Below are 21808 nucleotides of genomic sequence, written 5' to 3'. Positions count from 1 at the left end.
CAAATATCCTAGGACTATGCTCCAAAGAAAAAATTCGAAAATAGAATACCGACTTCCGTTTCGCATTTTTCTCATTGCATCCGTCTTTCTTTCTTCCTTCGATATTTTCTCGAACTCAATCATAACTGCAGAAAAGTCTAGTTTTACCCCGAATTTGGATGGAAAGGAAGACGTATTTGTCTTTAAAATCCGCTCGGAGTCCCTTCCTATTCTGCAAGACTGGGAATTGAATCTCAAAAACTCTTTCGGGGAAACTGTAAGAACATTTCATGCCGATAGAAGGCGAAGAAAAAACTTTACCTGGTTTTGGGATGAAAACGAATATGCACCCGAGGAGATAAGAACGCCGGAATATATAGAATGGAACGGAGAGGACGAGGCCGGCAATCTTTTACCTGACGGAATTTATTCTTATCAGTTATTGTTGGTCACCCGTAACAAGGAGAGGATTCTTTCTGAAGAATCTTCGATCTATCTGGATTCAAAATCTCCAAAGGTTGAAGTAACTTGCAGAAATCGTTTATTACTTTTTGGCGATAGATCTTTATCTAAAATAATTTTTCAGCAAAAAGCGACGGCGGAATCGTCTGATATTCTTCTGGGTGAATTTTTGGATAAGGAAGGCAGATCCTTTAAATCGTATACCTGGAAAATTAGAGATCTTCCTTCCAATCTCGTTTGGGATGGCACAGATTCAAATGGAAGACAAGTAGCCCCCGGACTCTACACTTACAGACTGACAGCAAGAGATCCCGCTGGGAACGAATCAGTCCAGAAGGTCGAAAATATCTCTGTTCGAGAAGAAAACGTGGGAGCCGATTTGAATGTGGAAGGGAGCTTATTCCCTTCCGATCCTAGGCTACCCCAAAACAGGCTGAAATTCTTTTCGTACTTATCTCCTAAATTAAAATCCGATTCTTACGAATGGGAAGTGCTGAAGCGAAGCGGCGAGGACGAAAAGGTACTGTATTCGCATCGCTCTTTGGGAGAACCTCCTGCGGAATGGAATTGGGAGCCGAAAACCAACGATGGCAAAGTGTTAAGCGAAGGGGAATATTTCTACCGTCTAACAATCTATAGTCGCTACGATAAGATCGTGACTCATTCCAAAAAATTTACTCTTACCGACGAAAAAGCTAAAATTTCCTACGATCTCGGTCCGGAAGGATTCACTCCGGATGGCAACTGGGAAAAAGATAATCTTGTGATTCGATTGCAGTCCAAAGGATTAGCACTTGCTTCTTGGAAACTAACCCTATTCGAATCCTATGGCGAAAACGAGGTCGAAGAAAGAATTGTAAAAACTTGGGTCGGTGGTTCAGAAATGCCGAGTAACTTGATCTGGTCCGGATCGGACGAACAAGGTCGGAGAATCGGTTCTCTAGCTCCGTTAAAAGTAGTCTTAAACTATAAGGATATTTTCGGAAGAGAAGAAGAAAAGAATTTGGGAGAAATCCGCTCTGGAATCTTGGTCCTGGAGGAGAAAGAAGGTTACCGTATTTCGATTCCGGAGAGAATGCTTGAGGAAAGATGGTGGACCCTTCCCTCCCGACTAAGGTCCTTATTAAAGACTTTTCCTGGATATTTTGTAGAGGTCCAGTACCATACTTCGCACAGAGGAGACGACCAGTTCAATTTGCGATTTTCGGAGGAGAAAGTGATCAAAATTTTTCGTTCGCTTTTGGGCAAAGATCACGAATTCGAGAGATATAGATTTCGGGGCTACGGTGAAACTCTTCCATTAATTCCAGGGAACGGCTCCTACGAAACCGAAAGAAATCAACGATTAGATTTTTTTCTTAGTAACAGAAAATAAATCTGAACGAACGATCTAATAAATGTGTACTACTTTAATCTACAGAGACCCGGAGAAAAATTCCTACGGAATCGGATTCAATCGTGATGAATCGATTCGAAGACTCAAGTCGCTCTCACCTACACTACTCACTTCGGATAAAGGAAAAGCGATCGCACCTGTAGACGGGGACGCAGGAGGTACCTGGATCGGAATCAACTCGTCCGGTGAAATCATCTGCGTTCTAAACTATTACGAAGCTATCCTGAAGCTATTGGAAAATCCATTGAGCCGAGGACAGATTGTTCGCTCGCTTTTGCTAAAAGAAAGAGAGCTCGAATCTTACTCGCCAAAAGAATTGGAAAACTATTATCCATTTAAACTATTTCGAGTCTGTCCAAAGCAGACGACGGCATATATTTGGAATGGAAGCTCGTGCGAGTCCTTTACGGATACTTCTTCTTTAGTAGTTTATGGTAGTTCTTTTACGCTAGGTGAGAGAGCAGAGGTTAGCAGACGAAAAGTTTTTCAGGAAAAATTTTTACCTGCTTCTACTCCGAGTGCAAAAGAATTCATAACTTTGGCAAAAGAATTTTTGTCCTGCCATTTTCCCGAAAAAGGAGCATACTCTCCTTGCATGCATCGAGAGGATGCTCATACTGTTTCTAGAACAATCATCGTAGTAGATCATGATGATGTCTCCTTACTATATAAACCGCTACAACCATGTGAAGACGGGATTGAAGAGGATTTCAATTTCACTTTGACGGAATTTCGGATTTTTCCATGATTGCCTTATGGCAGGAACTACTTCGTTATTCGATGACAAGTATGAATATCGTGATCCTTCTCAGCAGAAAAGAAAAAATGCGAGAGTAAAACTTACGATAGATGGGGATTTCTGTATCAAAGGAAAACCGCAGAGGTTCCCCATTCATATCATAGATATCGGAACTGGTGGAGCTGGCTTAGAAACTCGTTCCTCTGTATTTGAAGGTGATCGCATACAGCTGTTCGCTCTTGTAAATGATAAGAATATGGAGCTCGAAGCTGAAGTAATCAGAGTCTCTGGAAAAAAAGTAAATTGTATTTTTATCAACCTTTCTGACGAAGATAGAAGCGCAATCCAAGATCTTATTCACAAGAAATTCTTCGATAAAGACAAAAAGCCCTTAAACTAAGTAATCACTTTATCAAATACATACTCTACTTCTCTAAAACTAAACAAAAGACATAACCTTCTAATTCAGGAACGAGAAGTTATTCTTCCGTACGAATTCAATTTTACCCCCCAGCAAACCCGAAATTAGGGATATGGAAAAAATGTGGAAGAGTAGAAGAAGTTTTAGACTTACGCACTCTGCGTTATTTGTACTTCTATGTTTCTTAGCAGTTCTTGGAACTCCCACGAATGTTCTCAATGCCGACCTCGACAGCAACAGGGCGACTGCATTATTAAGAGTAGAGCGGGGATTAAAGGAGAATGAATTCCATTTAAAAGCAATTAATAGCAACATGTCCAATTTCGGCACGGAAGAGCAAAGAGCTCTTTATAAAAGATGCATACAACATCACGTCGAAACCTTCACACTGTACTTGCAATTTGATCTACCTCATTCTTACGACGAAATGAGGCAAACACAAAGGTTACTTGTAAGATTGTATTCTGATACCGTAGAAACCTATAAGACCCAAATATTAAGGGAACTGGATTATTTATCCAAATTCGGATTGAGGGGCAAGGATGCTGAGGCAATCCATCATTTGGAAATGGGTTACCGAGAACTCGGAGCCGCGCAGATCAAAAAAACCCTAGCAGACAATTCTAGACCTTATCTACCTGGAATCAAAACTCAGTATTTGTACGAAGCCTTGAAATTGCTAAAGCAGTCGAGAAAATATGTAGTCCTGCTTTCACTAAAATATCTTTCGGACTTTCAGCCCGCCTTGGAATCGAACGAATTCGAGGAAGTTTTCAGCGAAATCAATCGAGCCATGTTTTCTAACGCGGACAAATATTCTAGGATTCATTTCGACAACAATTTCAAGATTTATAACGCGGATAATCTGTACGAAGCTACTTGGGAAACTCCCAAATTGGAAGAATTGGAAAGAGCCTTTGGGGAGATCGACCCAGCCTCGGATCGCGCGAGGAGAAAAGCAAAAAGAAGCGATCTTGGAACCGGAACCGAGTAAATTTCTTTTTCGTATTTTAGAAAACCCGTCTTGACAATACAAGTTTACTAATGTATCCCCATTCCTTGTGCCAGAACTGAGTTGTCCCAATTGCGGCGCCCCCATGCCTTTTCAGAACAAGGCCTCCGTGTATGCGGTCTGTTCCAATTGTAAAACGATATCCTTCAAGAAAGATGTAAATTTAGAAAAGATCGGTGTATCCGGGGAGCTAGCCGACGACAACACGATCCTGCAAATCGGATCGGAAGGCACAATTCGGAATCAGAACTTTAAAGTATTAGGAAGGATACAGCTTCAATTCGATCTAGGCTTTTGGAACGAATGGTACGTTGCCGAAGAAAATGGAAACACCGCTTGGCTTGGAGAAGCGCAAGGGACCTATCTTTATACTAGACTCGAAAAACCTACCAACCCGGCAGCTGTCCCTCAACTGAAAAAGAACGAGAACGCTCTTCCTACAGTCGTGGTTTCTATGAGCGGCCGAGACGAAAGACTACAACCAGGAGATACTTTCGTTTTAAACGAACCCTGGACCTTGAAAGAAATTATGACGGCCACCTGCGTAGGCGGAGAAGGCGAATTACCTCTCGGTTTCGAGACAGGATATACTGCGACTTTACTCGATCTAGCCAACGAAAACGGTAAGTTCGCAACTTTAGATTATTCGGAAGACCCACCTCTCTTTTTCATCGGGGATTCCGTAAAGTTAGAAGATTTACATTTACGTAATTTAAAAAGAGAACCAGATTCTTTTGGAGCAAATTTGGTGCAAGCCCGCTCCTTCCAGTGTTTAGGTTGTGGGGCATCGATCAGTCAGATTAGACCTGATTTTTCCAAATCTGTTGCTTGCGAATATTGTGGTACCGTAATGGATACCGATCGCGAAGAACTCAAAATCATAGATAAGTTCGAAAAAGTTTCCAAGAACGGCATTTATCTTCCGCTGGGGACTGTCGTGAAACTGCCGAATCTTCCAGAATCCAAAGTACTCGGTGTAATGCGAAAGTATACGAGAGATGAAGGAGAAACATATTATTGGACCGATTATCTTTTGCATTTCCCAGGTGGTTACGCGTGGCTGAATGAAAACCGCGGAAACTGGACCTACTTCGAGCCTTTGCTAGGAGTTCCAAAGTGGTCCGCTGGATACAAAAGGACATTCGGAAAGAATACTTTTAAATTTTTTCAGCACTCAGATGCACAAACAGAAACAGCGTTGGGAGAATTTTATTGGAAGGTAAGTTCGGGAGATACAGCTGAGCTGGATGATTTTATCGATCCTCCCTACATGCTTTCCTCCGAGAAAACCGATCGTGAAATATTCTGGTCCAAAGGTACTTTCATACCTTTTGATACTCTAAAAAAAGCAGTGCCTTTAGAAGTTGCTTCAAAACTTCCGAAACCGGAAGGAGTGGGAGTCTGTGAACCCAATCCGTATCGCAATCGATTCAAAAGAAACTTGCTTGTTGCTTCCGTGCTCACCGGAATCTTTTTTGTGCTCCAGGTACATTCCTGTTTTAAAGCGAAGAACGAAGTTGTTTATCAAGGAACTTTTCATTATACCCAAACATCGGCACCCGGGACTGACATAGGAACTCCCAACTTTCGAGATAATTCTTTTGTAACCAATATCTTTGAAATCAAAGGAGATCCTGCAGAGAATGTGGAAATTGAAATCGAGGCGCCTGGTCTAGATAATAAATATCTCTACTTTTCCGCAGCATTAATCAACGTTGATACTGATATCGCTTACGATACCGAAATTGAGACAAGCTATTATCACGGAGTAGAAGACGGCGAATCTTGGTCGGAAGGTTCTCGTTCCGATTCAAAGTCCATGGCAGAGATTCCTCCGGGAAAATATTACTTACGGTTGGAATCGCAGTCAGATTATAGATTTGGTGACGGATCCGATTATCAAGTAAAGATTTTGCGAGATGTTTCCAGCCCAGGTCCATTTTTCTTGTATGGTATTCTGCTTTGGCTACCGTTGATTTATACTTTTTTTAGAAGTTACTCTTTCGAGGAGAAGAGAGCATAACCTGCCTCTAAATCATTTATGTCAGACATTCTCAAAGGTATCATTTATCCACTATTCGCTGCAGGAATCGCCTACGGATTCTATTCAGATTACAGGACAGGTGGGGCTAGCACTAACTACGATGAAATAGAGCAAGTGCCCAAGACAGTTCGAGAAAATCCAGGAGTATATCGATCCCACTACAACTACTTTCTTCATACGTTTAGAGGAAAATAAACTGCAGAGAGCATTACTAGTTTCAGTACTCATCTTATCTTCCTGTGGCTTAGTCTATGAATTACTAGCCGGAACCGTAGCCAGTTACTTACTCGGAGAAACGGTTACCCAATTTTCATTAGTCATCGGAATTTATCTTTTTTCCATGGGAATCGGCAGCTGGCTCTCGAGGTATCTGATCCAAGATTTAGTGGGAAAATTTTTAGAAGTTGAACTCGCGCTCGGACTGTTAGGTGGTTCGAGCGCTGCGATTTTATTTCTGAGCTTCGGTCATACGAAGATATTTCAAATCCCTTTGTTTGTTCTTGTAGTTTGCATCGGAATCCTTGTTGGGATGGAGATACCTCTATTGTTGAGGATTCTACAAAAGAAGCTGGGATTTAGAGATTTAGTTTCAAAGGTGCTGAGCTTGGATTACGCTGGTGCATTGATCGCATCTCTCACTTTTCCGATTTTCTTTGCTCCAAAAATAGGGATGGTCAGAACTTCCTTCTTGTTCGGAATCTTGAATGCGGGAACAGCACTTTGGGGTACATGGATTTTGCCCTTAACCAAAAGGGAAAAATCCCGCTTTCACGCAAAATCGGCAATAGTACTCACGATTCTAACGATAGGATTCGCATTCTCCGATTATCTAACAACTTATAGCGAAGAAAGTCTCTACACGGATGAAATCATACTCACCAAGCAGACGAATTTTCAAAGAATCATTGTCACTCGCTATAAAAACGAGCTTAGGCTTTTTCTAAACGGACACCTTCAGTTCAGCTCCAGAGATGAGTATCGCTACCACGAAGTCTTAGCACATCCCGCATTGCTCGCACATCCCAATCCGAGAAAAGTCTTGGTGCTTGGCGGAGGCGATGGATTAGCAGTTCGTGAAATTCTAAAACATCCAACGGTCCAATCGGTGACTTTAGTGGACTTGGATCCTGAAATGACAAAATTATTTTCGGAACAACCACTTTTAACGCAGATTAATCAGGGGAGTTTAAGCGACCCGAAAGTAAAAATAGAAAACGCGGACGCCTTTTTGTGGTTAGAAGGTTCCACGGATACATTCGATGTAGTCCTAGTGGACTTTCCTGATCCTAGTAACTTTTCCATTGGCAAACTCTATACAACGGCATTCTATAGAATTCTAAAGAGAAGATTGAACTCGTTCTCTGTGGTCGAAATTCAGTCCACTTCGCCCTTGTTCGCCAGACAATCCTTTTGGTGCATTGATGCTACCCTTCGAGAATCCGGCTTCTACACAAAACCTTTACATGTCTATGTTCCGTCCTTCGGGGAATGGGGATTTGTATTGGCCAGCCCGCGAAGAAATCTTACCTATCGAAACGAGATTCCGGAAGGATTAAGATTTTTGAATACTACCGAACTCTTTTCTTTATCGGAATTCCCCTTGGACATGTCGAAGGTGGAAGTAGAATCGAATCATCTAAACAACCAAGCCTTAGTCAGATACTATGATCAGGAGTGGAACAAACTTCTCGATTAGAAGCAGTCCTTCGGGTGCGTACTTTGGGTTTTGCCCCACCCTTCCTGGGCGGGGGGCTGGTGGCGGGTACACAACCGCCCGTATTTCACATTTTAATCTTTCTCGCAAGGTTTTTTTTCTCGCAGTGTGCTTGTAGGAACTCCTATATTCCGCACAAAAGACCCTTTATACTGCTTCAAAAAAATTCGGCGGGACATTTTGCGATAAGAGTCAGGTCAAAATTGATATTGTTGAAATTCTAATAGAGAATTTCACTCAACTAAGAAATACTCAAAAGGAAAATGTGCCAACAATCAAAGGAATAATCATGAAAATAAAATTAACCTTTCCAATCTTTCTCTTCAGTCTCATCCTCGGATTTTTTACTAGTGTATCTGTCTTCGCGCAAAACGAAACTACCGAGACAACGTTGCATGACTTCATGGAAGATTATACCAAGCCGGCCTCCAAGAAGGCTAAAAAAGGCGACAAAGCATCACTGGAAAGAATTCTGAAAGAAGTTCCGAATTTTGCATTAGAAGATCAAAAGACAAAATGGAAGGAAATCACTGACGAGGCTCTAAGTAGCGGGGATCTCGAATCTTCATGCAAAAATTGTCATAAAGAATTTAAAAAGGAATATAAGAAAACCTACCGTAAAAGACCGATTCAGGTCTCGAAGGAACTCATTGCTTACCTGAAAAACCAGAAGTAACGCCGAGCAGGGAGGCTTGCGGATTCATTTCTGGAGCCGGTTGAAAGTCTAACACAACCATCGTTAGATCGTCTTCAAAATGTTTCCGATTTCCCGTAAACTCCCTGAGAGTCTGAAATACAATTTCTGCCAGCATTTCACCAGGTAAGGAGATGTTTTCACCCAATAACTTATAGAATTTTTGAAAACCAAAAATTTCTCCTTTAGGACTTCTTGCTTCGGTGACCCCGTCTGTATAAACGACTAATCGGTCTCCGGGTTCCAAATAAAACTCGGCTACTGAATTCTTCAAATTTGGGTCCATTCCTATGATCCAACCCGGAAGAAAAATTTCCCTGGTTTCGCCCGACACTCTACGAACAATCACAAGTGGAGGATGTCCTGCGTTCGAATAACTCACTCTTCCAGTTTCACCATCTACAAGAACGTATGCGGCAGTAATATAATGTTTCCCATACTTACCATTCAAGGCCCTGTTAATATTCCGAAGCACTTCTGCTGGATCTTCATGATTTCTTACTTCGATAGAAAACGCCAATTTTACCATGGAAGCTATAATTGCTGCTGGAATTCCGTGTCCGGAAACATCTGAAAGAAAGATTCCTAGTTTTCCTTTCCCGACGGCATAAAAGTCGTAAAAATCTCCTCCGACAGAACTAGCGAATTCGCTTCTCACTGATAGTTTTAGATTTGGCACTTCGGGGAGAGTCTCTGGAAGAATCGATTCCTGCAATTCTCTGGCTACTTTTAGTTCCCCCTCTATTTCTGTTAAACGCAATAGATTATCATAATTTTCTAATCTTGCTTGCAAGGAATCCTTTTCGAGAGTTTTAATTCGGTCCGCTAACGCAAAAGAAAGTAGCGTCATTTCGATTCCGGAACCAATCTGTGCGCTCCAGTGAACCATAAATGAGTCAGGTATGATCGAAAGATTGCGCAATGACGTTACGAGAACAGAGACGATCAGCACCGACCAAGCTAACAGAAAATACCTCGCAGGTCGGAATCCTTTTTTTAACCTAGTAACACTCGCGTATACGACTAGAATCGCTGAAATGAACGGATACCATGATACTGCCCTCATCATCGCGGAGTAAGCAGAGGGAAACAAAGAAACACAGAATCCTATAAAAGCAAAACCGGATAAATACAAGAAAGCTTGGTTTTTCCAATTGGCCGCTTCTCTTTCCATATGCAAAAAGGAACGAGTAAACAATAAAGAAAAACACACGGATAAAAATGCAAACCCTACCAAATAATCGTTCCAACTCTGAGGAGTCGACTCAGTCAAATATTGTGCACCTACTCCGGAAACGGCGAGCTGCCATAGAGCGTAAAACAGTAAATAGAATACGTAATAGAAATAGCTGGAGTCCTTTACAACAAATGCAAGAAATCCGTTGTAAATCAGCATGATCCCGATTGCTCCGAAGTAAAGCCCGAGAAGTATATTCTCATATTGAACTCTAGTTAAGAACTCCTTAGGAGTCCAAACTTGGAAATTCAAGATCACAGAACGTCTGCTAGACGCACGAATCAAAAAGTCTTCCTGCGTGTCAGAAGGAGTCTCAATCAGGAAAGATGGATGTAAAAAGGAAGTCCTCACATCCTGTCCGATCTCGACCCAAGACTCCGAATTCTCTATTCGAACTTTCTTATAGAGAACGAGTTCTTCCATCCCAGGATTGTTCAAAAGAAAATACCAGGAAATCGGATTTTCTTGTTTAGGAGACCTCACGGAGAACTTGACCCAAAAAGTTTGATCCGTAAAACTGAATGGTAAGTTTTCCTTTTCCATTCGATTCCACGCATAAGGCTTGTCGGCTACCTTTTCATAAGATTCTCGAGTGCCGGCGTAAAGCAGCATGGAGCGATTCACAGAGACTCCGTCCATGGATTGCATGAGTGAAAATATCGGAACTTCCTCCACCGCAATTAAAGAAGTGCAGGGAAGCAAAAAACCTAGAAGTATCGCGATCAAGGAGCCGCGCATATTCCGGAAAAGAATTACCAATTTTCCCCCTCAGCCGGGGCGGGTCTTAGCTCCGGCCAGGCCACAAATATAGGTGAATTGTTCCCGGGTTACAGGCTGTATGGATAGCCTTCCCCCTTTTTGTAGGAGAACCATTCCTTTCAGTTTCCCGTGGGATTTTAATTCCTCTAACGTAATCGGGCGAGAAAATTTTTCCTTAAATTTCACATTCACCATATACCAGGTCGGTTTTTCGGGGTTGCTCTTTGGATCATGGTATTTGTGTTTTGGATCAAACGCGAAATGATCAGGAAAGCCTTCTTTTGCCACTTCCGCTATTCCGACGATTGCAGTTGGCTTTGTACTACTGTGATAGAACAAAACCAGGTCTTTCTTTTTGACCTGGTCCCTTAAGTAATTCCTTGCCTGATAGTTTCTGACCCCCTCCCAAGGAGCAATCTCCCCTGGGGAGTTATGGAGATCATCTATCGAAAAAGTTTCCGGCTCTGTTTTGAATAACCAGTAGTTCATTCCATTCCAGCTGAATACGCCGGTTTCGCAGAGACGCGAGTCTGTTTTTCCTTTTTAGACTTAGAAGGTCTTTCCGCTTTTTTGCGGGAATCCTCATTGCTCGGATGAACAATCGACATCAGCTCATCATGGCTAATCGTTTCTTTTGCCAATAATGCTTTCGATAAGTTTTCAAATTTGGTGGCATTCTTGCGAACTAGTTCCCTACCTTTGTTCAGACAAGCCTGCACGATATCGCGGATTTCCTTATCTATCATCGCGGCAAATTGCTCGCTGTAAACCTTATGATTGGTAGCCATATCTCTACCTAAGAAAGGATTCTCGTGACCACTGCCATAATTGATGGTTCCCAACTTTTCTGACATTCCCCACTCGCAAACCATTCTACGTGCGATATTGGTAGCTTGCTGGATATCGTTGCTCGAACCTGTGGACGTCATGCCAAACTTGTATTCCTCAGCGATAAAACCACCCATGCAAACGATGATCTGATCGATCCAATAAGCCCTCGTATGAATATGCTTATCTTCTGTAGGAAGAGATTGAGTAAGTCCTAATGCTCTTCCTCTCGGAATAATCGTAACTTTATGAACTGGTTCTGTGTAAGCTAGGAGAGTTCCTAGAATCGCGTGGCCTGCTTCGTGATATGCGATGACCTCTTTTTCCTTTTCGGAGATAAAAAAGGATCTCCTTTCCGGTCCCATCATCACTTTATCTCTAGCTTCTTCCAGCTCATCTTGGGTGACTCTTTTCTTATTCTTGCGAGCAGCTAATAGAGCAGCTTCGTTGATCAAATTCGAAAGATCCGCTCCGGTAAAACCTGGGGTTCCTCTAGCGATGGAATTCAACGAAATATCGCTAGTCAAAGGAACTTTGCGGGAATGCACTTTTAGAATTTCTTCTCTTCCTTTCAAGTCGGGTAGATCTACTACAACTTGGCGGTCAAAGCGACCTGGACGAAGTAAAGCAGGATCCAAAACATCTGCACGGTTCGTAGCCGCCATTACGATCACGCCTTCGTTCTTTTCGAAGCCGTCCATTTCCACCAACATTTGGTTTAGGGTCTGCTCTCTTTCATCATGACCGCCGCCCCAGCCTGCACCACGCAAGCGACCAACCGCGTCGATCTCGTCGATAAAGATGATACAAGGAGAATTTTTCTTTCCTTGGTCAAACAAATCCCTAACTCGGGAAGCTCCTACACCTACGAACATTTCTACGAAATCGGAACCTGAAATGCTGAAGAATGGCACACCTGCTTCGCCGGCAACCGCTCTTGCTAACAAGGTTTTACCCGTTCCCGGAGGTCCTACAAGAAGTACTCCAGTCGGTATCCTTGCACCCATCGCTTGAAACTTCTTAGGGTCTTTTAGAAATTCGATAATTTCTACAAGTTCAGTCTTTGCTTCTTCGCAACCTGCTACATCCGCGAAAGTAACCTTTACTTTCGGATCTACAGTCATCTTTGCTTTTGATTTTCCAAAAGAAAAGGCTTTGTTGCCGGTGGATTGAATCTGACGCATTACAAAGAAATAAAATATAAAGAATCCAAATAATCCTAAAACTAATACAGAGCTAATCATTCCCCAAGCTCTGTTTTCTTCCGCAGATCTAACTTCGAATTCTACATTAGAACGACGTAATGAAGAAAGTAATTCTTTATCGACCGGAGCTACAACTGTCCGAAACCGTACAGGTTCTTTTGCCGAAGAGTCCGCAGGTAAAAAGCAACCTTGGACCACATCTCGTTCCATCACGAGTTTCTCGCATCCTGGTTTGGATGAATCGCGAACTAATTTTCCAATTGGTCTCGAACCGTCATTCGGTTCTACCATGTTCAAAAATTGGGAAAATGTAATATCTTTAGGAGAATGATCCGTCATGAATTTTTCTATATCAGTGCGGAAAATTCCCAAAATGAATATTATGATAATAAGAAAGAACAAAAATCTGAGACTTTTATTGCTATTGTTCATAAATTGCTCCTAACCCCCTGGCCGATTTAAATTCGGCAAGCGTGCCACTTTAGGACGGGAGACGACCCAAAGTGCACCGGAATTCCTTCCAATTCCGATACTCCTAAGAAACCAGAACCGGAGGAAAGGTTCCCCCATATCAGGATCTCTCCTTTTGCCGAAAAGGCAAGGATAAATAGAAGTTCGGAAGGTTCTGAAATCTAATTTCCAGAACGCAGTCCAAAAAGAATTTCAGGTGCCATAAGTTCAGAATAGCAAAAAGAAATTCGAAAAACCTTGGACTTTAGAATCTATATTTTTCGATTACGTCTTCGATATCACCGAGACTGATCGATCGAATAGCTGCCTCGGCATCATTAATAATTTGGATTAAACTAAGATTTTCCAGCGGCTGGAAGTCTTCTTTCAAAAAACCATCCCGATTGGTCTCGTCAAATTCTCCGTTTCCAATTCCTATTCGAATTCGAATAAAGTTGGGCGAACGCAATGATTGAACGATGGATTTTACTCCTGGGTGATCCGAACCGTTAGGAGTTCCTTTATCTACTACGATTTTTCCGAGAGACAAGGTCCAATCCTCATGGATCACCAAAATATCTTGGACCTGAATTTTCAGAAACGACGCGATATAAAGTACTGATTCACCGGACAAATCGCTGAACGTCTGGGGCTTAAGAAGAACAACTTCTTCGCCTTCGAAATCTCCTCTGCCAATCAGAGATTTTTTCTTTTTCGTCTTAATCTCGACGTTAATATTGTTCGCGATTACGTCTAGAATTTTGAAGCCGATATTTGCGCGGTTATTGTTATACTTGTCTCCAGGATTTCCTAGTCCGACGATTAGCTTCATAGTTTCCCGTATTCCGTGGGATTAGACCTAAAACGGATCCGGGTTATTTCCCGGATTTTTTAGCGCCAGCTGGAGCGTTCGCGTCTTTAGCTTCTGCTCTTTCCTGAGCCAAGAGTGCTTTCGTTTTCAGTACTGCAGCAACGATCGGATCCCCGTTTACGAGAATTTCCCAGCTTGCAGGAACTTTCAAATCGCTCACTTTGATCGAATCGCCTACATCTAAATCAGACACGTCGATCTCAAGACTTTCCACCAGATCTTCTGGAACGGTTTTTACTCGCAATTCATGGATTAGGTGATCAAACTGACCGCCCAATTTGGATCCCTTTGCAGTTCCTTGGACGTGAATACCGATTCTGGTAACAATCTTCTTACCAGGTTCAACTTTGTAGAAATCTACGTGACGAATTCTGCTCAACTCTGGAAATCTTTGGATTTCCTTTACGAATACCCTAAGATTGCCAACTCCTTCGAAATCTAAATCGATCAAAGTAGACTGACGGATTCCTGAATGAACCAGCCTTTCCAACTCCTTTTCATTCACTGCTCCGGAAGTTGCCTGTCCTTGTCCGATAATGTTCACGGGCACCATTCCGGACATACGAAGACGATTGTTTATATTCTTACCGGTTTCTGTCCTTTTCTTTACAGCTATTTTATGGCTCATGGCTCAACCCCTTTTAGATAAATAAATCGCTGACTGATTGGTTTGTAGAAATCCTTTGGATCGCCGCAGCAAACAACGGTGCAACCGACAAGGATTTTAGTTTCGTAATTTTCTTACGCTCTGGAATAGAGATCGTATTCGAAAGAACTACTTCTTGGAACGGAGTAGAATTCAATCGATCCACTGCTTCACCCGACAATACTCCGTGTGTAGCAGCACAATAGACACTTTTAGCTCCATTTTTCAAAAGAGCGTCTGCCGCCTTACAAATAGTTCCGGCAGTGTCGATCATGTCATCTAGCAGAATACAATTTTTACCTTCGATTTCTCCGATCACGTTCATGACTTCGGATACGTTCGCTTTCGGTCTTCTCTTATCAATAATCGCTAAGGTCGCGTTCACTTTCTTTCCAAAAGAACGAGCGCGCTCTGCTCCCCCTGAATCCGGAGATACGATTACTAAGTCTTCGATTTTCTTGCTTAAGATATATTCTACTAAAACTGGATTAAAATGTAAATTATCTACGGGAACTTTAAAAAAGCCCTGAATTTGGTCAGCGTGCAGATCCATCGTGATCATTCGAGTTGGTCCCAAAACTTCGATTAAGTCTGCGACCACTCTTGCGGAAATCGGAACCCTTGGTTCCACCTTTCTGTCCTGGCGACCGTATCCGTAGTAAGGCATAACGACGGAGATACTCTTGGCAGAAGCACGACGAAGTGCGTCCATGATCAAAAGCAATTCCATCAAATGATCGTTCGCTGGCTCAGAAGTAGACTGGATAATGAATACGTCTCTTCCTCTTACGTTTTCTTCTATCTTTACAGCGATTTCTCCGTCGGAGAATTTGCGAAGATTGATCTTGCCAGGAGAAATTCCAAGCTCCTTACAAATCTCTTCTGCGATGATTCTATTCGAAGATCCTGAAAAAACGGCTAGATCACTCATTTTGCGGCAACCTCTCCGTTTATTAAGATTTCGGTTAACAATTCTAGATCATCCGGAGAATTGACTCCTTGGCCTTCGAGATGATTTTTCAGAACCATTGCTCCAAGTTTCTTCCCTTCTTTCTTGTACAAGCTGACTAGATCTGGAAGATAATATTCTCCTTGCGCATTGGAATTTCCTATTTTGCGCAATGAATCAAAGAGTCCTTCGGAACTAAACACGTAAGTACCGGAGTTGATCTCGTTGATTTTCCTCTGCTCGGGACTTGCGTCCTTTTCTTCAACGATTGCGATTACTTGGCCGTTTTCATCCCTAACGATTCGGCCATATCCAGTTGGATTTGCTAATTTAGCAGAAAGTAATGTAGCAGCAAAACCTTCTCCTAAGTGAGTCGATATAAGCTTGCTAAATGTTTCTCCTGAGATCATCGGAACATCACCGCAGGCGACTAAAATAGGACCCTGATGGTCTTTGATTAAAGATTCAGAACTTAAAACTGCGTGGGCTGTGCCTAACTGTTCGGTCTGTTCCGCAAAGTGAATCCCGGAAATTCCCTCGCAAAGAGCTTGCACTTCTTCTTTTTTATAACCGACCACGACCACGATCTTACGAATCCCGGCTTGTTTCAAATGTTCGATTACGTGCAGCAGTAAGGCTTTACCGTTTAGAGGAACCGCTACTTTTGGCTGGTCCGTCTTCATGCGGGTTCCCTTACCCGCAGCAAGAACTACGGCGACAGTTTCCTTTGAGGTATTCATTCAGTAGTATTCCGTGGAATCAAACAGTGGCTGGGCCGCTAGGATTCGAACCTAGGAAATGGCGGTACCAAAAACCGCTGCCTTACCACTTGGCGACGGCCCAGTTTCGTTTCTTAAAAATTAAAGCTAATAAACGAAAGGCCGGGAAATTCTGCCTGCATTTTGCATAACAATTCATCCCGGATTTCTAATCCTTGAACCAATCCGTAGATACATGATCCAGATCCGGTCATTGAGGAAAAGCTTGCTCCGTTTGCCAAAAACCTCTCCGCCAGCCTTCCGAGTTCCGGATAGGTATGGAAGGCAATAGGCTCGAAGTCGTTCACGAGCTTCCCTTCCAAAGCCGCCCAATTTCCCTCTTTTAAGGCAAACTCGACATCTCTGGAGAGAGATTTCCAGTTTTTCGAGGGTGGGTCGGCTTGTAAAGGCTTTTTCAAGCGTGAGTACATCTCAGCAGTGGAGAGCACTTGCGGCGTGAGCGCGAGTATTCCCTGTCCAGGATGAATTTCTATATCTTGTAGGATCTCCCCTCTTCCGGACACAAGAGCGTGTCCCTCGTGAAGGAAAAATGGAACATCCGAGCCGACTTCTGCCGCAAGTTGCATCAGTCCATCCGATGTAAAATCGGAACGGAATCCGAAATAAAAGGAGAGGAGCGCCGCGGCGTTTGTGGATCCGCCTCCTAATCCGCCCGCAGGAGGAATCCGTTTCACAATTCGAACTCTGACTCCAGGAAGTTCGTGATAAGATCCTCGGATCTTAGAGAATGCTTTGTACAGTATGTTTTTTTTTAGGTCTCCTCTTTCGGAGACTTCCTCATACAGTCGACGTTTTTCTAGAATGATTTCGTTTTCGGATAGCAGCTCGAATTTACCGGGATCCAAAGCTTCCATCTTGATATCGTCTCCCCAATCCGTTCGCAAAAAAATGCTTCGGATTTCGTGATATCCATCCGGTCTCTTGTAAGGGATCTCTAACCCAAGATTGATTTTCGCAGGTGAAAGCAAGGTAACTCCGATTTCAAGCGTTTGTTGTCGCTGGTCAACCGATTCTTTCGAATCGAGAAACATTCAATTTTCTTAATTTGCTTCTTCTTCCATTAAGGTTTGCCAAGTTTCAGATAGCCTGTTTCTAAGTGAAATCGGGCTTTTGACAATCACGCTAGGTCCGAATCCTTTTAAAACGGATACAAACCATTCTTCGTTTCTAATTTTGGCTTTAGAAAGGAAGTATCTAGTGCCTTCGAACACTCTGGATTCGGATGTCCTTTCCAATCCAAATCTTTTGTGTAAATTGAAATAAGATTCTCCTGTGTGAAAAATCTCTGCCTTGCTAGCATCGCCGGACGGAGATTTTAGGAAATCCTTCATATAATGGATGGCTGCGGTTTTTTCAGAGTCCGGTATGTTTACACAAGACTCATCGCTTTCTTTTAAACTGAGTATCGCATCGAGCCGAAAGGTCCTTGGAGCCTTTCTGAAATGGCAGTAACCTATTAAATAATCATCTTGGAAGTGAAAAATAGCCCATGGGTCAACTTTTCTAGAAATCGCATTCTTTTCGCCTTGGGCCTGGTATTCCATCTGCAAGGATTTGCGATCCAAAATAGCTTTGGATAAAATTTGATGGATTTGTTTTGTTTCCGGTAAACCAGATACAGGAAGAATCGTATGTATCTTATTTAAGATTTGCTTAAGTACAGGATTTTCTTTCTGAAGTCCTTCACTTTCCAGTTCTTCTAAGATCAATGCTCTAAGCGTTGCCCATTCTCGCACGCTCAAACTGAATCCGTCATCCATCCGCACTGGCAGTCTAATTCCGATCGTCTCTCCATCGTAGTCGATTTCAACCAATTGATCCGGAGAGTATGGATAGGTCCCTACCATATACAACTTTCCGAGTTCCTTTTTGAGAAGGTCGATATTTCGAATTCCGGAATACTTGGAAAGTTCCTCCAAGCTCATTCTGCGATTCTCTTTGAGTAATCGAATCAGCGCCAATTTTGTTTGTATCTTTTTCGTACTCGGATTCATGCCTCTGTCATCGTCATCGATCTAAAAGTAAGGAGCAATCGCAAAAACCAAAAATTCTCGCAAAGTAAGCGGCATTTTCGAATCACTTGACAGGAATTGGAACCTAGGGAGGATCCAATGTTAGAAGGTATGACAATGTACGCTAAAGGCGTTTTTACTCTCCGCAACATCTTGCTGTTCGCAATATTGCCTTTGCATTCGCTGCAGCTATTTGGGCAACAAAGCCCAACTCCGATTACTAGTGCGCCCAAAGAAAAAATGATCTGCGAAAAGATGGATCTTCAAATAGACGGCAGCATCTACAACGACGCATTTTATTGCGAAACGAAAGACGCAGTGTGCTATATGATAGAAGGATTTTCAATGAGCTGCGTCCGTAAAGAACACAGACAAAAATATAAATTAATAAATCCGTAACCAGTGTGATACGAAACGGACACGTTACTTTGAGATAAATTCAATTGCCCTTGGCTTCCAATTGGAAGACCCAACTTGCTCTATCTTAAAGAGACCGACTCAAATCGGTCTCTCTTTTTATGCCTTTGCTTGGATACAATCTGAAGTGCAAATTGCTTCTTGGTGTTTAGAAGTAATTGGAGTGTAGAGTGTTAAACCTTATCTTTTACGATTTTACGAGAGTATAAAAAAAGCGCTCCGTTTGTGGAGCGCTTTCATAAATGTTCCTTCTGAACAGTTCGCTGTTTAAAGGTTACTCGCAGATTCTTGACTTCTTTGAGCTTCCCTTTCCAGTGCCTCAGCTTGCTTGATGAACTTTTTGGATTGAGCGTTGCTTGCTAAGAATTTTCCACCAGTAGAGCGTTTTGCAAGTGCCCTTAATTCTTCAGCACGTTCCCGTTTCTGTTGAGCCAAATTGCGAAGGAAATTTCCCACTGCAAGTTTTTCCTCTTTAGTTACGGCAGCCGAAATCAGAGCCTGCTCGAGGAGTTGATCCTCAGTTTCTTGCGAAATTGCAAAAACGGATGAGCCTGCTAGAAAACCTAATATTACCAAGCAAGATGCAATCTTATTTATATTCATAGAATTGAAACCTCTAATATTTATCTTTGTATTAACTTGTTTTGTTTATGCTTATAATCATTAGATACGGAAAACCGTAAAAGCGAAACAAAAAAATTTTTTTACGGTTCGAAATAGCTTCAGACTTTTATCAACGAAAAGCGCCACTTCGTTTAACATTTTTGTTCATTAGATTTGTCTTAAATAGTTGCCCCAATATAATTTCACTGTCTTGATTCTAACGGAATGTGGATTAAGACAGCTAACTTATCTAACAAGGTAATATTTTGCATAGTCTGCACACAAACTGGCCTTCTAAGTACGCCCAGTTTAGGTGCAGGCATTCTAAAATAGCAACCAAAATGCTTAATCCTTAAGCACACCGGCCGATCCAAAGGGTTATACGAGGGGGAAGGCTTCGGTCTTTTGCCACTTTTGGGTTTTGGATCTATCTGACATAAGTCCGATTTTTTTGCACTTTTTTTCGACAAGTAAAAGGTTTGAATCGATTTCAAGGATAGAATGACCCGAAACTTGAGGATACACAGGAGTACTGGGATGCGATACGTACATGCAATGGTCAGAGTAAAAGATTTACCTTCTGCTATAGATTTCTACTGCAACAAACTAGGATTAAAGGAAAGCAGACGCAAAGATTACAAAGAAGGAAAGTATACGTTAGTCTTCCTTTCGGATGGAACATCCAATGGGCCAGAAATTGAACTCACATATAACTGGGAACAAGAAGAGCCCTATACTTCCGGAAGAAATTTCGGACACCTAGCATTCGAAGTTGATAATATATATGAAGTGTGCGATAGGCTTCAGTCTAAAGGAGTGACTATCAACAGGCCTCCCCGCGATGGAAGAATGGCATTTATCCGTTCTCCGGATCTGATCTCGGTGGAGCTCTTACAAAGAGGACGTGCTTTAGAACCTGCGGAACCCTGGAAAAGTATGTCGAACTTAGGAGAATGGTAAGCTTTAAAGTAAGATAGAATTTTTATCGAGCGAGCTTTTCTCTCAATATTTTGATCGCTTCCTGCTTTTTAACAGAAAGTCTAAGATACTCCGACGCCTCTTTGTGCTCGGGGCTGATCAAAAGAATATTCTCAAGCTGACGAATAGCCTCCTCATACTCTCTTTGATTGTATGAATCTATCGCCGACTTAAGATAATCTCCGATCATAGGCGACTGTCGTGCTCTCAATGATTGAAGAGAAGCGTGCGCCGCGGTATTTGTAGGTAGTGTACGAACAGAGGCGAGGTACATTCGAATTGCTTCGAAGGGATTGCTTGATTCCAGTCCGTTTCCTCTCAATCTTTCCTGCTCACTTTGTCCGAGAAGCGCGGCCTGGTAACCATCGCGAGCTTCTTGGATAGAAGGATTGATTTGCAGAACCTTCTGATACTCTGCTCTAGCTAAGGTGAATACTTTTTGTTCGTAGTATTTCTTTGCTTTTGATAAAAGTTCTTTCGTTTGTGTTCCGGTTTGTCTTTCGACGGTAATCTGTTGGTAAGATAGTGCAGACTGATTTTTAGGATCTTTTTGTAATATATTTTGAAAGATAATCTTTGCGGATTTCAACTTACCGGCATTCAAAAGGTTGACTCCGGTATTGAACAAACCAGAAAGTTTTGCCCTTTCCTGCAAATGGCTTGGCACTGCGATTCCGGATTTTTCTGCGAATTCCTCGTTCAAATGAAAAGAGAATTGGTCCGGGATTTGAATTCCTTCCTTCCTGCATAGGGTCTCTTTGTTTAAAATTCGATTGGCCATCTTTCCGGTCAAAACTCCAATTTCGGAATAGTCCGGACTGATACCGAAGGTCGCGCCGAGTTTTACCAAGGCAGGAAACTCGGTCATCAGGATGATCTTATTTTTTTTGGCAAATTCAGAGATTGATAGAAAGCTTGCCTGAGTCAATAGCGGATCATTCAAAATCATGATTGCATCGGCCTCGCCTTTCACTCGATTTAGCTCGCTTTCCAATGTGGCAAAGGAAGGCAATTTTACTTTTTCGTAACTCAGCCTGTACTTTAAATCGAAATAACTTCCTTCCGAAGCGCCGTATTCCGCAGAGGGGGAAGAATAGAAGCTGTACACTTTTTTGATGTCCGGAGAAAAATCACGTAATGTCCGAAAAAACTCTTCCATCGAAACATCCATACCGATTCCGCAGGCATTAGTTGTTTCTATTTCGAGATTCTTTGGATTTTGTACCATCGAGAACACTAATGGAGTTTTGTGCAGATATTTTGCGGCTACTTGCGTGGCAGGTAATCCAACTGTGATATACACAGGAGGAGAAGAGGATTCTAAATTTCTAAAATAGACTTCTAAACTGTTTTCCTGATCAGAAAGTATATCTAGATACTTTACTTTCAGTTCTGCATCTAATCCGGTCTGTATTCCAAAGAGCGCTTGTTCATAGATGCTGCTATCGGAGGACAATAGAACTTCTATGACTGACGAACTTTTTCTGGACGAGATTGTAGAAGCAATCGAAGCCGAAGAAAATACTACAACTCCAGTGATTATAGTACCTACGATAATAGTAAAAGGTAGAAGAATTTTTTTTAAAGAGGTGTTCATATCCTTTCGAGTCTCA

Annotated in this window: 21 protein-coding genes and 1 tRNA gene; 10 read left to right on the top strand and 12 right to left on the bottom strand. The window is 42.2% G+C overall.

Annotated elements, in window-relative coordinates; all coding sequences use genetic code 11:
- Nucleotides 1-16: 16 nt before the first annotated feature.
- The 8 genes from lsa66 (at nucleotide 17) to CH373_RS10785 (ending at nucleotide 8443) form a co-directional block, all read left to right on the top strand.
- Nucleotides 17-1816 (top strand): fibronectin-binding adhesin Lsa66, encoded by a 1800-nt coding sequence (gene lsa66 / locus CH373_RS10820; RefSeq protein WP_243393363.1) that lies wholly within the window; start codon nucleotides 17-19, stop codon nucleotides 1814-1816.
- 22 nt (nucleotides 1817-1838) lie between these two features.
- Nucleotides 1839-2585 (top strand): NRDE family protein, encoded by a 747-nt coding sequence (locus CH373_RS10815; RefSeq protein ID WP_100713773.1) that lies wholly within the window; start codon nucleotides 1839-1841, stop codon nucleotides 2583-2585.
- 7 nt (nucleotides 2586-2592) lie between these two features.
- Complete coding sequence (locus tag CH373_RS10810; RefSeq protein ID WP_100713774.1) at nucleotides 2593-2976, top strand: PilZ domain-containing protein; 384 nt, start codon at nucleotides 2593-2595, stop codon at nucleotides 2974-2976.
- 142 nt (nucleotides 2977-3118) lie between these two features.
- Nucleotides 3119-3991 carry an adhesin OmpL37 family surface protein gene (locus tag CH373_RS10805; RefSeq protein WP_100713837.1) on the top strand — a complete coding sequence of 291 codons (873 nt, stop codon included), beginning with the start codon at nucleotides 3119-3121 and terminating at the stop codon, nucleotides 3989-3991.
- Nucleotides 3992-4058: 67 nt separating this feature from the next.
- Nucleotides 4059-6032, top strand: coding sequence for a DUF4178 domain-containing protein (locus tag CH373_RS10800; protein ID WP_100713775.1), 1974 nt, complete (start codon nucleotides 4059-4061; stop codon nucleotides 6030-6032).
- 18 nt (nucleotides 6033-6050) lie between these two features.
- On the top strand, nucleotides 6051-6248 hold the full coding sequence (locus CH373_RS10795) for a hypothetical protein (protein WP_100713776.1): 198 nt from the start codon (nucleotides 6051-6053) through the stop codon (nucleotides 6246-6248).
- A gap of 1 nt (nucleotide 6249) precedes the next feature.
- Complete coding sequence (locus CH373_RS10790) at nucleotides 6250-7749, top strand: polyamine aminopropyltransferase (RefSeq protein WP_100713777.1); 1500 nt, start codon at nucleotides 6250-6252, stop codon at nucleotides 7747-7749.
- A 307-nt stretch (nucleotides 7750-8056) separates the two neighbouring features.
- The gene (locus CH373_RS10785; RefSeq protein WP_100713778.1) at nucleotides 8057-8443 is read left to right on the top strand and encodes a hypothetical protein; all 387 of its coding nucleotides are present in this window, start codon (nucleotides 8057-8059) and stop codon (nucleotides 8441-8443) included.
- Here the strand turns inward: CH373_RS10785 and CH373_RS10780 are convergent.
- From CH373_RS10780 to CH373_RS10735, 10 genes are all read right to left on the bottom strand, one after another.
- On the bottom strand, nucleotides 8415-10436 hold the full coding sequence (locus CH373_RS10780) for a 7TM diverse intracellular signaling domain-containing protein (RefSeq protein WP_100713779.1): 2022 nt from the start codon (nucleotides 10434-10436) through the stop codon (nucleotides 8415-8417). The genes CH373_RS10785 and CH373_RS10780 overlap by 29 nt on opposite strands.
- 30 nt (nucleotides 10437-10466) lie before the next feature.
- Entirely contained in the window at nucleotides 10467-10946 is a 480-nt protein-coding gene (locus CH373_RS10775) for an EVE domain-containing protein (RefSeq protein ID WP_100713780.1), read from the bottom strand.
- On the bottom strand, nucleotides 10943-12922 hold the full coding sequence (gene ftsH, locus CH373_RS10770; protein WP_100713781.1) for an ATP-dependent zinc metalloprotease FtsH: 1980 nt from the start codon (nucleotides 12920-12922) through the stop codon (nucleotides 10943-10945). The genes CH373_RS10775 and ftsH overlap by 4 nt, the downstream gene beginning before the upstream one ends.
- A 283-nt stretch (nucleotides 12923-13205) precedes the next feature.
- Nucleotides 13206-13772 carry an aminoacyl-tRNA hydrolase gene (gene pth / locus CH373_RS10765; RefSeq protein ID WP_100713782.1) on the bottom strand — a complete coding sequence of 189 codons (567 nt, stop codon included), beginning with the start codon at nucleotides 13770-13772 and terminating at the stop codon, nucleotides 13206-13208.
- Between the two features lie 43 nt (nucleotides 13773-13815).
- Nucleotides 13816-14439: a 50S ribosomal protein L25/general stress protein Ctc gene (locus CH373_RS10760; RefSeq protein WP_100713783.1), complete on the bottom strand. Its 624-nt coding sequence runs from the start codon at nucleotides 14437-14439 to the stop codon at nucleotides 13816-13818.
- A gap of 13 nt (nucleotides 14440-14452) precedes the next feature.
- The gene (locus tag CH373_RS10755; protein WP_100713784.1) at nucleotides 14453-15388 is read right to left on the bottom strand and encodes a ribose-phosphate diphosphokinase; all 936 of its coding nucleotides are present in this window, start codon (nucleotides 15386-15388) and stop codon (nucleotides 14453-14455) included.
- On the bottom strand, nucleotides 15385-16146 hold the full coding sequence (locus tag CH373_RS10750; RefSeq protein WP_100713785.1) for a sugar phosphate nucleotidyltransferase: 762 nt from the start codon (nucleotides 16144-16146) through the stop codon (nucleotides 15385-15387). Before CH373_RS10750 ends, CH373_RS10755 begins: the two co-directional genes overlap by 4 nt.
- 27 nt (nucleotides 16147-16173) lie before the next feature.
- Nucleotides 16174-16249: transfer RNA gene (locus tag CH373_RS10745), tRNA-Gln, on the bottom strand.
- A 10-nt stretch (nucleotides 16250-16259) separates the two neighbouring features.
- A complete protein-coding gene (locus CH373_RS10740) occupies nucleotides 16260-17153 on the bottom strand; it encodes a 4-(cytidine 5'-diphospho)-2-C-methyl-D-erythritol kinase (protein ID WP_100713838.1) in 894 nt (297 codons plus the stop codon).
- Nucleotides 17154-17225: 72 nt separating this feature from the next.
- Entirely contained in the window at nucleotides 17226-18179 is a 954-nt protein-coding gene (locus CH373_RS10735) for a helix-turn-helix transcriptional regulator (RefSeq protein WP_100713786.1), read from the bottom strand.
- Between the two features lie 117 nt (nucleotides 18180-18296).
- Between CH373_RS10735 and CH373_RS10730 the strand changes: the two genes are divergently transcribed.
- On the top strand, nucleotides 18297-18596 hold the full coding sequence (locus CH373_RS10730; protein ID WP_243393361.1) for a hypothetical protein: 300 nt from the start codon (nucleotides 18297-18299) through the stop codon (nucleotides 18594-18596).
- Between the two features lie 285 nt (nucleotides 18597-18881).
- Here CH373_RS10730 and CH373_RS10725 read toward each other — a convergent pair whose 3' ends face one another.
- Nucleotides 18882-19217 carry an LIC10421/LIC12816 family protein gene (locus CH373_RS10725; protein WP_100713787.1) on the bottom strand — a complete coding sequence of 112 codons (336 nt, stop codon included), beginning with the start codon at nucleotides 19215-19217 and terminating at the stop codon, nucleotides 18882-18884.
- Nucleotides 19218-19754: 537 nt separating this feature from the next.
- Between CH373_RS10725 and CH373_RS10720 the strand changes: the two genes are divergently transcribed.
- Nucleotides 19755-20177, top strand: coding sequence for a VOC family protein (locus tag CH373_RS10720; RefSeq protein ID WP_100713788.1), 423 nt, complete (start codon nucleotides 19755-19757; stop codon nucleotides 20175-20177).
- 22 nt (nucleotides 20178-20199) lie between these two features.
- Here CH373_RS10720 and CH373_RS10715 read toward each other — a convergent pair whose 3' ends face one another.
- Nucleotides 20200-21792 carry an ABC transporter substrate binding protein gene (locus tag CH373_RS10715; RefSeq protein WP_100713789.1) on the bottom strand — a complete coding sequence of 531 codons (1593 nt, stop codon included), beginning with the start codon at nucleotides 21790-21792 and terminating at the stop codon, nucleotides 20200-20202.
- Between the last annotated feature and the right edge of the window lie 16 nt (nucleotides 21793-21808).

The organism is Leptospira perolatii (genome assembly GCF_002811875.1).
In the GTDB taxonomy this organism is placed as follows: Bacteria; Spirochaetota; Leptospiria; order Leptospirales; family Leptospiraceae; genus Leptospira_B; species Leptospira_B perolatii.
The sequence above is the reverse complement of the archived record's forward strand: the minus strand, read 5'-3'. Positions and strand labels throughout refer to the sequence as shown.

Bases quoted from the DNA above. Each gene is read 5' to 3' on its own strand.
- lsa66 (WP_243393363.1), top strand. From the start codon at position 17: ATGCTCCAAAGAAAAAATTCGAAAATAGAATACCGACTTCCGTTTCGC.
- CH373_RS10815 (WP_100713773.1), top strand. From the start codon at position 1,839: ATGTGTACTACTTTAATCTACAGAGACCCGGAGAAAAATTCCTACGGA.
- CH373_RS10810 (WP_100713774.1), top strand. From the start codon at position 2,593: ATGGCAGGAACTACTTCGTTATTCGATGACAAGTATGAATATCGTGAT.
- CH373_RS10805 (WP_100713837.1), top strand. From the start codon at position 3,119: ATGTGGAAGAGTAGAAGAAGTTTTAGACTTACGCACTCTGCGTTATTT.
- CH373_RS10795 (WP_100713776.1), top strand. From the start codon at position 6,051: ATGTCAGACATTCTCAAAGGTATCATTTATCCACTATTCGCTGCAGGA.
- CH373_RS10785 (WP_100713778.1), top strand. From the start codon at position 8,057: ATGAAAATAAAATTAACCTTTCCAATCTTTCTCTTCAGTCTCATCCTC.
- CH373_RS10780 (WP_100713779.1), bottom strand. From the start codon at position 10,436: ATGCGCGGCTCCTTGATCGCGATACTTCTAGGTTTTTTGCTTCCCTGC.
- CH373_RS10775 (WP_100713780.1), bottom strand. From the start codon at position 10,946: ATGAACTACTGGTTATTCAAAACAGAGCCGGAAACTTTTTCGATAGAT.
- ftsH (WP_100713781.1), bottom strand. From the start codon at position 12,922: ATGAACAATAGCAATAAAAGTCTCAGATTTTTGTTCTTTCTTATTATC.
- pth (WP_100713782.1), bottom strand. From the start codon at position 13,772: ATGAAGCTAATCGTCGGACTAGGAAATCCTGGAGACAAGTATAACAAT.
- CH373_RS10760 (WP_100713783.1), bottom strand. From the start codon at position 14,439: ATGAGCCATAAAATAGCTGTAAAGAAAAGGACAGAAACCGGTAAGAAT.
- CH373_RS10755 (WP_100713784.1), bottom strand. From the start codon at position 15,388: ATGAGTGATCTAGCCGTTTTTTCAGGATCTTCGAATAGAATCATCGCA.
- CH373_RS10750 (WP_100713785.1), bottom strand. From the start codon at position 16,146: ATGAATACCTCAAAGGAAACTGTCGCCGTAGTTCTTGCTGCGGGTAAG.
- CH373_RS10735 (WP_100713786.1), bottom strand. From the start codon at position 18,179: ATGAATCCGAGTACGAAAAAGATACAAACAAAATTGGCGCTGATTCGA.
- CH373_RS10730 (WP_243393361.1), top strand. From the start codon at position 18,297: ATGTTAGAAGGTATGACAATGTACGCTAAAGGCGTTTTTACTCTCCGC.
- CH373_RS10725 (WP_100713787.1), bottom strand. From the start codon at position 19,217: ATGAATATAAATAAGATTGCATCTTGCTTGGTAATATTAGGTTTTCTA.
- CH373_RS10720 (WP_100713788.1), top strand. From the start codon at position 19,755: ATGCGATACGTACATGCAATGGTCAGAGTAAAAGATTTACCTTCTGCT.
- CH373_RS10715 (WP_100713789.1), bottom strand. From the start codon at position 21,792: ATGAACACCTCTTTAAAAAAAATTCTTCTACCTTTTACTATTATCGTA.